Source organism: Noviherbaspirillum autotrophicum (genome assembly GCF_000818395.1).
Lineage (GTDB): Bacteria > Pseudomonadota > Gammaproteobacteria > Burkholderiales > Burkholderiaceae_D > Noviherbaspirillum > Noviherbaspirillum autotrophicum.
Map to the genome: position 1 here is coordinate 2,442,306 of NZ_JWJG01000028.1, position 12,193 is coordinate 2,454,498.

8 protein-coding genes are annotated in these 12,193 nt (G+C 63.4%); all 8 read left to right on the forward strand.

The features are described 5' to 3' along the window. The first annotated feature begins 110 nt into the window (after positions 1–110). The 8 genes from TSA66_RS26885 (at position 111) to TSA66_RS12630 (ending at position 12,191) form a co-directional block, all read left to right on the forward strand. Complete coding sequence (locus TSA66_RS26885; RefSeq protein ID WP_157691674.1) at positions 111–257, forward strand: hypothetical protein; 147 nt, start codon at positions 111–113, stop codon at positions 255–257. Between the two features lie 106 nt (positions 258–363). Continuing rightward, entirely contained in the window at positions 364–1,131 is a 768-nt protein-coding gene (locus TSA66_RS12600) for a c-type cytochrome (protein WP_232429466.1), read from the forward strand. A gap of 10 nt (positions 1,132–1,141) precedes the next feature. Next, positions 1,142–2,533, forward strand: a complete 1,392-nt coding sequence (locus tag TSA66_RS12605) for a cbb3-type cytochrome c oxidase subunit I (RefSeq protein WP_040040280.1) — start codon at positions 1,142–1,144, stop codon at positions 2,531–2,533. 10 nt (positions 2,534–2,543) lie between these two features. Beyond that, a complete protein-coding gene (locus tag TSA66_RS12610) occupies positions 2,544–3,344 on the forward strand; it encodes a CbbQ/NirQ/NorQ/GpvN family protein (protein WP_040040281.1) in 801 nt (266 codons plus the stop codon). Next, the gene (locus TSA66_RS12615) at positions 3,344–5,338 is read left to right on the forward strand and encodes a nitric oxide reductase activation protein NorD (protein WP_040040282.1); all 1,995 of its coding nucleotides are present in this window, start codon (positions 3,344–3,346) and stop codon (positions 5,336–5,338) included. The genes TSA66_RS12610 and TSA66_RS12615 overlap by 1 nt, the downstream gene beginning before the upstream one ends. 237 nt (positions 5,339–5,575) lie before the next feature. Further along, the gene (locus TSA66_RS12620) at positions 5,576–6,808 is read left to right on the forward strand and encodes an MFS transporter (protein WP_040040283.1); all 1,233 of its coding nucleotides are present in this window, start codon (positions 5,576–5,578) and stop codon (positions 6,806–6,808) included. Positions 6,809–6,865: 57 nt separating this feature from the next. Continuing rightward, positions 6,866–8,251, forward strand: a complete 1,386-nt coding sequence (locus tag TSA66_RS12625; protein ID WP_040040284.1) for a NarK family nitrate/nitrite MFS transporter — start codon at positions 6,866–6,868, stop codon at positions 8,249–8,251. A gap of 151 nt (positions 8,252–8,402) precedes the next feature. Continuing rightward, positions 8,403–12,191 (forward strand): nitrate reductase subunit alpha, encoded by a 3,789-nt coding sequence (locus tag TSA66_RS12630; RefSeq protein WP_052452291.1) that lies wholly within the window; start codon positions 8,403–8,405, stop codon positions 12,189–12,191. Positions 12,192–12,193: the final 2 nt, after the last annotated feature.

The window sequence follows — 12,193 nt, forward strand, 5'->3', positions numbered from 1 at the left end:
TGTGCAAAACATGTTCCAGCCTGCGCTGCCAAGGGCCGGCTGCCAGACATCAAGTGGATCGTTTTTTGCAAAGCGCAGTTGCGGCGAACAACAAGACGAAAGGACTTCCCATGGCAACTCCCAACGAGCCGGCTGCGGCTGGCGCTGTCTATCTGGCTTTGAAAATACTGGCATACGTCGGCGAGGCAGGAATGATCGCCGGCATCCTGTATGCCGCCTGGTCGGCTGCGCGCTATTGGTCGGGTATCGGCGTCTGATGCCTGGTCGACATTTCACCTATGAGGAGGATGTGCGATGACCCGAAGCCAAGCCCGGATGTTTGCAATAGTTTCAACCGCACTGGTAACAATTGCATTTTTGGGAATGACGATAGACAGCCACCGCCAGTTTCCAAAACTGACCCATGAAGACAAGATGACGCCCCAGGTGCTGGCCGGAAAGGATGTCTGGCACAAATTCAACTGCACCAACTGCCACACGCTCCTGGGCGAGGGCGCCTATTACGCGCCTGACCTGACCAAGATTGCGGTGCAGCGTGGCCCGCAATACCTGAAGGCATTCCTGCATGATCCGTCGCAGTTCTATGACGAGCAGAAGGTCCGACGCGTGATGCCCAAACAAAACCTGAGCGACCAGCAGATCGACGACCTGGTGGTGTTCCTTGACTGGATTGCGCATATCGATACCCAGGGCTGGCCGCCACGTCGCATCCTGGTATCGGGGGCTGCAATTCCCGGAACCAACATGCAGCAGACCGCTCAAGCGTCGACATCGATGCAGCCCGCCGCGCCGTCTTCCGATCCGGTGGCGCAGGGGCAGGCCTTGTTCAACGCCACGCCACCGGCCTGCTCAGCCTGCCACTCGATCTCGCCCGGCGTCAACCTCGCCGGACCGAGCCTGGCCGGCATCGGCACGCGCGCCGCGCAGACCATCGCCGATCCCTCGTACAAGGGCAAGGCCAAGGACGCCGCGCAATACATCCACGAATCGATCGTCAACCCTAGCGCCCACCTGGTGCCCGGCCCGACGTATTCGGCCGGCGGGCGCTCGTTCATGCCGGACAACTTCGGCAAGGAGCTCACGCCGCAGCAGATCGATCAACTGGTCGCCTACCTGACAACACTTAAATAAGGAGCCAAGCATGAGATACCGTTCGCAAGCGGTCGCCTACTGGTACTTCGCCGTCGCGCTGGCGCTGTTCGGGCTGCAGATCGTGTTCGGCCTGCTGTCGGCCACCAAGTACCTGGGGCCGGATCCGCTGCTCAACCTGCTGCCGTTCGACGTGACCAAGGTAATCCATACCAACCTGCTGATCGTGTGGGTGCTGACCGGCTTCATGGGAGGGACCTACTGGATCATCCCGGAAGAGTCGCGCACCGAGCTGCACAGCGTGAAACTGGCCTACGCCCAGCTCGCGCTGTGGGTGGTAATGGGCGTGGCCACGGTCATCGGCTATCTGTTCCGCTACGGTGCCGGCACCAAGTTGCTGGAGCAGCCGCTGGCAAGCAAGATCGTGATCGTGATCGTCATGCTGATGTTTCTCTATAACGTATTCATGACGATCCGGCAGTCGGGACGCAAGGCGACGACTACCGAGTGGGTCCTGGTTATCGGGCTCGGCATGTCCGCCGTGCTGTATCTGCCCGCGCTGATTCCGTTCCAAAACTACACGGTGGCGACCTTCTACCGGTGGTGGACCGTCCACCTCTGGGTCGAGGGCGTGTGGGAAATGATCCAGGGCAGCATGCTCGCCTACCTGCTGATCCGATTGTCCGGCGCCGACCGCGAAGTGATGGAAAAGTGGCTGTACGTGATCGTCGGACTGGTATTCATCTCCGGCGTGCTCGGCACGGCGCACCACTATTACTGGGTAGGTGTGCCGCATTACTGGCTGACGATCGGCGGGTTCTTCAGCGCGCTGGAGCCGGCGCCGCTGGTGGCCATGGCGGTCTTTGCCTACAACGCGATGCGCCGCTCGGGCCTGGCGCATCCGAATACGCTGGCGATTCACTGGACCATCGGCAGCGCCGTGTTCACGATGTTCGGCGCCGGCCTGCTCGGGCTGGCGCACACGTGGCCGGGCGTGAACAAATGGACGCACGGCACGCTGGTTACGGCGATGCACGGCCATGCCGCGTTCTACGGCGCCTACGCCATGATCGTGATGGCCATGATTTCCTATACGCGCCCCTACCTGCTGTCGGGGCAGCCGCAGCAGGGCGGGCCGGAAAGCAGCGGCAGCCCGCTCGGCTACTGGGCGTTCTGGATGCAGCTGGCGGGCATGTTCGGCATGACGATCTCGTTTGCGACGGCTGGTATCGGCCAGGTCTACCTGGAGCGCGTCCTCGGCCTGGGCTTTCTCGAAACCCAGCTCAAGATCCAGGTGCACTTCCTGATGCTGCTGGCGGCGGCGTCGCTGTTTGCGATGGGCGTGTTCCTGTTCATCTGGGACTTCTTCCGCTACCGGCCGCGCTTCGAGGTCACGGCTGAAGGCGGAAGCCCGGAGCCGGCGCTGGCTGCGCGTTCCACCTGAGGGTCACGGGATGCAGGCGATACAGGCACGGTGCGACGGCGAGCCGTTTTATCTGGCGCAGGGGGACGAGATCGAGATATTCGCCCAGTGCCACCGGCAGGGACTGCCGGTCATGCTGAAAGGCCCTACCGGCTGCGGCAAGACGCGGTTCGTCGAGCACATGGCATGGCGCCTCGGGCGGCCCATGGTCAGCGTCGCCTGCCATGACGACCTGACTGCGAGCGATTTGCTGGGGCGCTTCCTGATACGGGGCGATGAGACGGTCTGGCAGGACGGCCCCGTGACGCAGGCGGTGCGCCGTGGCGCCATCCTGTATCTCGACGAGGTCGTCGAGGCGCGGCCGGATACCACCGTGGTCATCCATCCCTTGAGCGACCACCGACGCGTGCTGTCGCTCGACAAAACCGGCGAAGTCATTGATGCCGCTCCCGGCTTTCAGCTTGTGATTTCGTACAACCCGTCCTATCAGCACGCGTTAAAGGACCTCAAGCCGAGCACGCGCCAGCGTTTCGTCGCACTCGAATTCGATTTTCCCGACAGCGGGCGCGAAATCGAGATCGTGGCCGTCGAGGGCGGCGTCGAGCGGGCCTGCGCAGTCGCCCTGGTGACGCTGGCAGGGCGCATCCGCCCGTTGCGCGACCGGGGATTGGCGGAAGCGCCGAGCACGCGGGTGCTGGTGGCCGCCGCGCGCCTGATCGCGGCCGGCATCCCGGAGCGCAAGGCGTGCGAAGTCGCAATCGCCGGTCCGCTGACCGATGATCCCACCCTCATTGCGGCAGTGCGCGACCTCATTGCCGGGCATTTCCACTAATGCCGGAAGCCGAGGAACTGCTGATCGACGCGGCGCGCCACGCTACCGTGGCGGTGCATGGGCTGTGGCGCCGCTGGCGGCCGGAACAGCGCGAAGGCGCGCCGCTGGCGCTACTGGAGGACAACCGGCTGCGTGTATCGCTGCTGGTGGAGGCTGTTCTGGGCGTGCGGCTGGAAATCCGCAATGCGCAGCCGCCGGCCCCCGCTTCATGGGCGGCGCGCATCATCCGGCGCGAAGCGCGGCGCATGCCGGTCGCCTTGCCTGCCAACGACGGCAGTTCGATCTACCTGCCGCCGGCGCTTGCCGCCGGTAATGCCAATGACTTTGCGCTGCTCGGTTTGCTGCAGGGATTGCGTGTGGTGCGCGGCAGCGCTTCCTGTTACGCGCACTGCAACTCGCCGCTGGCTGCCGACCTGTTCCTGCTGGCCGAGACTGCCGCCGCCGACCGCGCCTTGCGCCGTCTGTTGCCGGGGTGGGCATGCGCGCTCGACGGGCTGTACGCCCGCTGCGCCGGCATGGTGGAGCATCTGCGCCCGGCGGGGGGCGTGTATTCCGAAGTGCATGTCTTGTACCGCAGCGTGCTGCAGCATGCGCAGTCGAGCCCGTTTGCCGGGACTGCCGCGTCTTCGTTGGAGTGGGCGGCCGAACGCGCGTGCGCGCTCCGGCGGGCAGCGCCACACCAGCGCTACCGGCAATGGTTGGAGGATCCGGTGATCGGGCGCCTTCTGCCGCCGGACGCCATGCCGGTGCCGCTGCGAGCAGGAGCGCAAACGATGCAGGGAGACCATCCTCCGCGGCGCGCAAGCCTGGCGCGCAGGCCGCGCGCCAGGAGCAGCGAGGCCGACGAGGACGACGCGCAGCCAGGGATATGGATGGTGCAGACGACTGAGCCGCAGGAGCACGCGGAAGATCCTCTCGGCCTGAACCGGCCACAGGACCGCAGCGTCGACGGCGACGTCGAAGGCGCGGCGCAGTCGCTGGCCGAACTGGAGTCGGCGCGCCTGGTGACCACGCCGGGCCGGGCCGCCGATGTCATGTGCAGCGATGATCCGCCGCCGCGCCTGGCGCAGGCCGCGCAAGGCGCAGAGCCTGGCGGCATGTACGCCTATCCGGAATGGGACTGCCGCTCCGGCACATACGGCGCGCAACCGGCACTCGTGCGGGTGGCAAGCGCCGGCGCCGGGCCGCGCGCCTGGGTGGAGACAGCGTTGCAGCGGCATGCGGGCACCTTGCGCACGCTGCGCCGCCGGCTCGGGCTCATTCGCCCGCACCGGCAAGTCCTCAGGCGCTGCCCGGAAGGCGACGATATCGACTGCGACGCCATGGTGGACGAACGCTGCGCCCGGCGCGCGGGTGGGGCGCCGTCGGGGGCAGTCTATTTGCAGCACCGGCGCGCGCCGCGCCGCATCGGCCTGCTGCTGCTTGTCGATTCCAGCGCGTCGACCGATGCCTGGGTGGCGGAAGGCCAGCGCGTGATCGATATCGCGAAAGAGGCCGCACTGGTGGCGGCGTGCGCGCTGCATGCGGTCGGCGCGGAATTCGCCGTGTTCAGCTTCTCGGGAGAAGGCAGGGGCGGCATCCAGATGCGGGTCATCAAGGATTTCGACCAGGCGTGGAATGCCGATGCGATGTGCCGCGTCGCCGCGCTGGAGCCGGAGAACTATACGCGCCTCGGCGGCGCAGTGCGCCACGCCTGCGCGGTGCTGGCACGACGGGCCGTCGATTTCCGGCTGCTGCTGCTGTTTTCGGACGGCAGGCCGAACGATTGCGACCTGTATGCCGGGCCCTACGGCCTGGAAGACGCGCGGCAAGCGCTGATGGAAGCGCGGATACAGCAGATCGAGCCTTATTGCTTCACGGTGGACCGGGAAGGCGCCAGCTACCTGCCACATCTGTTCGGCACCGGCCGCTATACCATCGTCCAGCGGGCGCAGCAGCTTCCCGCCGCCTTCGTCGACTGGCTGCGCAATGCGGCGCGGCGCGCCAGCCGCTAGTCGCTAGTCGCTAGTCGCTAGTCGCTAGTCGCTAGTCGCGAGCATCCTCCTACTTCTTTCGGCCTATGCCGACACCGCCGGCTTACTCCCTCTGATCGAGCGCACTAGCCAGATTGCCTTTGCTGCAATACCCCTCCGGCCAATAGTGCTGTCACCAACCCCGACGTAACCTTGCTGCATCTGGTCCTTCGTCCAAAAGGGAGGTGTGTTGTGGCCGATCAAAGCGCAAGAAAACAAATGTCCGTGCTCATCAGCAGCACGTTCGCATTCACCATCTGTTTCGCGATCTGGATGATGTTCGCGGTCCTCGGTATTCCCATCAAGGCCAAGCTCGGCCTGAACGAAACGCAGTTCGGGCTGCTGGCGGCAACGCCGGTGCTGACCGGCTCCCTGATCCGCGTGCCGCTTGGCATCTGGACCGACAAATACGGCGGACGCATCGTGCTGTTTCTGCTGATGCTCTCCACCGTAGTACCGATCTGGATGATCAGCCATGCCACCGAATTCTGGCATTTCCTGGTGCTCGGCCTGTTCGTCGGCCTGGCGGGTGGTTCGTTTTCGGTCGGCACGCCTTATGTCGCGCGCTGGTTCCAGCCGCAGCGGCGCGGACTGGCGATGGGTGTGTTTGGTGCCGGCAATTCGGGCTCGGCGCTGACCAAGTTTGTCGCGCCCGCCATCATCGCCGCCTTTGGCTGGGAAATGCTGCCCAAGGTCTATGCCGTGGCAATGCTGGTCACCGCGCTGCTGTTCTGGGTCTTTTCCTACAGCGACAAGTCGCACACGGTGCCGTCTTCCGTGTCCTTTGCCGAGCAGCTGAAGGTATTGAAGGATCCGCGCGTTTGGCGCTATTCGCAGTACTACTCGGTGGTGTTCGGCGGCTACGTCGCGCTGGCGCTGTGGATGACCAAGTACTACGTCTCCGAATACGGCTTCGACATGAAGCTGGCCGCGCTGCTGGCGGCGTGCTTCTCGCTGCCGGGCGGCGTGCTGCGCGCGCTGGGTGGCTGGATTTCCGACAAATACGGCGCCTACAAGGTGACCTGGTGGGTGATGTGGGTGTGCTGGGTCAGCTTCTTCCTGCTGTCCTATCCGCAGACATCGATGGTCGTCAAGACCGTCACCGGCGACATGACCATGCACATCGGCGTCACGCCGGTGATGTTCACCGTGCTGCTGTTCGTGGTCGGCGTCGCGATGGCCATCGGCAAGGCATCGGTATTCAAGTTCATCTCCGACGATTTCACCCACAACATCGGTGCCGTCTCCGGCGTCGTCGGGCTGGCCGGCGGGCTGGGCGGCTTCATCCTGCCGATCATGTTCGGCGCGCTGGTGGATATCACCGGCGTGCGTTCGAGCGCCTTCATGCTGTTGTACGGCACGGTGTGCGTGTCGCTCGTCTGGATGCACTACTCGTTCAAGCCGGGGCGCACGACGGCGGCAGCAGCGGCGCCGCTGGCAAAGGCAGCCTGATCAAACTCATTTGTGCGCGGGGTGTTTCGCCCCGTGCAACACCAATAGGAGAGCAATGTGAGCAAATACGTGATTAGCACATGGGAACCCGAGGTTTCCGATTTCTGGCTGACCAAGGGCAAGGGTACCGCGAACCGCAACCTGTGGATTTCGATCCCGGCCTTGCTGCTGGCCTTCGCGGTGTGGATGGTGTGGAGCGTGGTGGTGGTGAACCTGCCCAACATCGGCTTCAAGTACAGCACCAACCAACTGTTCTGGCTGACGGCATTGCCCGGCCTGTCCGGCGCGACGTTGCGCATTTTCTATTCCTTCATGGTGCCGATCTTCGGCGGCCGCAAGTGGACCACCATTTCCACCGCGTCGCTGCTGATTCCGGCCATCGGCATCGGCTTTGCCGTGCAGGACCCGAACACCAGTTATCCGACCATGTTGATCCTGGCGCTGCTGTGCGGCTTTGGCGGCGGCAACTTCGCCTCTTCGATGGCCAACATCAGCTTCTTCTTCCCGAAGGCGCAAAAGGGCTACGCACTCGGCATGAACGCCGGGCTTGGGAATCTGGGCGTGTCGGCGGTGCAGTTCGTGGTGCCGCTGGTGATCACTGCCGGCATCTTTGGCGGCCTGGGGGGCGAGCCGCAAGCCTGGATCAAGGGCGCCGAAACCAAGCAGATGTGGTTGCAAAACGCCGGCTTCATCTGGGTGCCGTTCATCGCGCTGACCACGCTTGCCGCCTGGTTCGGCATGAATGACCTCGCATCGGCCAAGGCCTCTTTCGCGGAACAGGCGGTCATCTTCAAGCGCAAGCACAACTGGCTGATGTGCTGGCTGTATGTCGGCACCTTCGGTTCCTTCATCGGCTATTCCGCCGGCTTCCCGCTGCTGACCAAGACCTTGTTCCCGGATGTTAATCCGCTGCAGTATGCCTTCCTCGGCCCGTTGGTCGGCGCGCTGGCACGCGTTGCCGGCGGCTGGATTTCCGACAAGCTGGGCGGCGCCGTTGTGACGTTCTGGACTTTCGTGTCGATGGTGCTGGCGGTGATCGGCGTGATCGCCTTCCTGCCGCATGGCGCCGGCACCGGCAGCTTTTCCGGATTCTTCTGGATGTTCATGCTGCTGTTCGCAGGCACCGGCGTCGGTAACGCATCGACGTTCCGCATGATCCCGGTGATCTTCCTGACCGAACGCCAGCGCGCTGCCGCCGGCAAGGGTGCTCCCGCGCAGGCGCAGGCCGTGGTGGAGGCGAACAAGGAAGCAGCCGCGGTGCTCGGGTTCACCTCGGCGGTGGCCGCCTACGGCGCATTCTTTATTCCGAAGAGCTACGGCACCTCGATTTCGCTGACTGGCGGCCCGGAAGCCGCACTGTGGGCATTCATCGGATTTTATGTGAGCTGCATCGCCATCACCTGGTGGTTCTATGCGCGCAAGGGCGCAAACATGCCTTGCTGATGCTAGTTATTAAGAACTAGCCGGACTAGTTCCAAACTTTGGGAATAGTCCGACTTACAGCGAATATCGCTGTGCAACATCGCTGCGTAGACTGCTTGCATAGAAGTAGAAAACACGTCGCCCGCATCGCGGGCGCAAGTATGGAGAAACCATGAGTCACTTTCTGGACCGACTGAAATTCTTCAGCAAGTCGAAGGAAACCTTTTCCAACGGCCACGGCGCGGTAGTCAAAGAAGACCGTACCTGGGAAAACGCCTATCGCCAGCGCTGGCAGCACGACAAGATCGTGCGCTCGACGCACGGTGTGAACTGTACCGGTTCCTGCAGCTGGAAGGTGTATGTGAAAAACGGCCTGATTACCTGGGAAACCCAGCAGACCGACTATCCGCGCACCCGTCCCGACCTGCCCAACCACGAGCCGCGCGGCTGCCCGCGCGGTGCCAGCTATTCCTGGTACGTGTATTCAGCGCAGCGCGTGAAATACCCGATGGTGCGTGGCCGACTGATGCAGATGTGGCGCGAGGCGCGCGTGACGATGTCGGCAGTCCAGGCTTGGGAGTACATCAGCCAGAATCCGGAGCGCGCGGCGCGCTACAAGAAGGTACGCGGGCAGGGCGGTTTCGTGCGCGCGACCTGGGATGAGGTCAATGAGATCATCGCTGCGGCCAATGCTTTCACCGTCAAGAAATTCGGCCCGGACCGGGTGATCGGCTTTTCGCCGATCCCCGCGATGTCGATGGTCAGCTATGCCTCTGGCTCGCGCTACCTCAGCCTGATCGGTGGCGTGCCGCTCTCGTTCTACGACTGGTATTGCGATCTGCCGCCGTCCTCGCCGCAAGTCTGGGGCGAGCAGACCGACGTGCCGGAATCGGCCGACTGGTACAACTCCACCTACCTGATGGTATGGGGCTCCAACATCCCGATGACGCGCACCCCCGACGCGCACTTCTACACTGAAGTGCGCTACAAGGGCACCAAGACCGTCGCCGTGTCGTCCGACTTCGGCGAAATGGCCAAGTTCGGCGATATCTGGCTCGCGCCCAAGCAGGGCACGGATGCGGCGCTGGCCATGGCAATGGGGCACGTGATCCTGAAGGAATTCCACGCGAATAACAAATCGGCCTACTTCCGCGAATACGCCAAGCAGTACACCGACTTCCCGATGCTGGTGCAGCTGAAGGAAAAGGACGGCAAGCTGATTCCCGACTACTTCCTGCGCGCATCGAACCTTGCGCACAATCTCGACGAAGCAAACAATCCGGAGTGGAAGACGCTGGTGATCGACGAGGCGACCGGCAATATCGCTGCGCCTACCGGCTCCATCGGTTTCCGCTGGGGCGAAACCGGCGAACGCGGCAAGTGGAATCTGGAATTGAAGGCGGGTGACGGCAAGGCCATCGATCCGAAGCTGTCGCTGATCGACAGCTATGACGAGATCAAGCCGGTCGGCTTCTCCTATTTCGGTGGCGCCGATGCGGACGACGTGCTGCTGCGTAACGTGCCAGTGAAGAAGGTGCCGCTGGCCGATGGCTCGACCGCGCTGGTGGCGACGGTGTATGACTTGTCGATGGCGAACTATGGCATCGACCGCGGCCTGGGTGGCGGCAATGTCGCCGCGTCCTACGAGGACGATCTGCCGTACACGCCGAAGTGGCAGGAAAAGCACACCGGCGTCAAGGCTGCCGACGTGATCACGGTGGCGCGCGAATTTGCCGACAATGCCGACAAGACGCGCGGCAAGAGCATGGTGATCGTGGGCGCCGCGCTGAACCACTGGTATCACATGGATATGACCTACCGCGGCATCATCAACATGTTGATGATGTGCGGTTGTATCGGCCAGTCCGGCGGCGGCTGGGCGCACTACGTGGGGCAGGAAAAGCTGCGTCCGCAGACCGGGTGGACACCGCTGGCATTCGGCCTGGACTGGCATCGCCCGTCGCGCCAGATGAACGGCACTTCGTTCTTCTATGCGCACACCAGTCAGTGGCGCCATGAAAAGCTGCATACCTCCGAGATCCTGTGCCCGACCGCCGACGGCAAGATGGCCGAGATGTCGATGATCGATTTCAACGCCAAGGCCGAGCGCCTCGGCTGGCTGCCATCGGCGCCGCAGCTCGAAACCAACCCGCTGGAAGTGACCCGCGCGGCGGAAGCGGCAGGATTGGACCCGGTGAAATACGCGGTCGAGAGTCTCAAGTCCGGCAAGCTCAACATGTCGTGCGACGATCCGGACAATCCGGCAAACTTCCCGCGCAACATGTTCGTCTGGCGCTCCAACATTCTGGGCAGCTCCGGCAAGGGACATGAATACTTCCTGAAGTATTTGCTGGGTACCCAGAACGCGGTCATGAACAGCGAGGAAGGTTGCGTCAAGCCGAAAGACGTGAAAGTGCGTCCGGCGGTGGAAGGCAAGCTGGACCTGCTGGTGGTGCTCGACTTCCGCATGTCGACCACCTGCCTGTACGGCGACATCGTGCTGCCAACGGCGACCTGGTATGAAAAGGACGACCTGAATACGTCCGACATGCACCCGTTCATCCATCCGTTGTCGGAAGCGGTGCAGCCGCTATGGCAGTCGAAGTCCGACTGGGAAATCTACAAGGGCATCGCGAAGAAGTTTTCCGAAATCGGCGGCGAATACCTCGGCACGCAAAAGGATCTGGTGCTCACGCCGCTGATGCACGACACGCCCGGAGAGCTGGCCCAGCCGTTCGATCCGAAGGATTGGCGCGCCGGCGAATGCGAGCCGATCCCCGGCAAGACCATGCCGGCGATGACGGTCGTCGAGCGCAATTACGGCGACGTCTACAAGAAGTTCACGTCGATCGGCCCCTTGCTCGAAAAAGTCGGCAACGGCGGCAAGGGCATCGCCTGGAAGACCGCACATGAAGTCGACGTCCTGCGCGGTATCAACCGCGTGGTTACGGAAGAGGGCGTGTCGAAGGGGCAGCCGCGTCTTGAAACCGCGATCGATGCGGCCGAAATGATCCTGTCGCTGGCGCCGGAAACCAACGGCCACGTGGCGGTCAAGGCATGGGATGCGCTGTCGAAGATCACCGGGCGCGACCATACTCACCTGGCGATCCCGCGCGAGCACGACAGCATCCGCTTCCGCGACGTGCAGGCCCAGCCGCGCAAGATCATCTCTTCGCCGACCTGGTCCGGCCTGGAATCCGAGGAAGTCAGCTACAACGCCGGCTACACCAACGTGCACGAGCTGATTCCATGGCGCACCTTGACCGGGCGCCAGCAGTTCTACCAGGATCACCTGTGGATGCGCCAGTTCGGCGAAGGCTTCTGCGTGTACAAGCCGGCGATCAATACCAAGACGACCGCAGGCATGCTCGGCAAGCGGCCGAACGGCAACAAGGAAATCGCGCTGAACTGGATCACGCCGCACCAGAAGTGGGGTATCCACTCGACCTACTCGGACAACCTGCGCCTGTTGACGCTGTCGCGCGGCGGCCCGCACGTGTGGCTGTCGGAAGAGGATGCGAAGGTGGCCGGCATCGTGGACAACGACTGGATCGAGGTATTCAACGTCAACGGCACGCTCACGGCCCGCGCCGTGGTTAGCCAGCGCGTCCCGGTCGGCATGACATTGATGTACCACGCCCAGGAAAAGATCGTGAACGTGCCGGGGGCGGAAACCTCGGGCATGCGCGGTGGCATCCACAATTCGGTGACCCGCGCAGTGACCAAGCCGACCCACATGATCGGCGGTTATGCGCAGCTGTCGTATGGCTTCAACTACTACGGCACGGTCGGCTCCAACCGCGACGAATTCGTCTTGGTGCGCAAGATGAAGAACATCGACTGGCTGGAAGGGCCGCGCGCCGAGGAGCCCGAAGCGAAGCACGCGCCGCACGGCAATGCGGTAGCGGTCAAGCATGAGGAAGAGCCGGCGATCGCGATGCAGCCGAAGCCCGCCGTATAAAG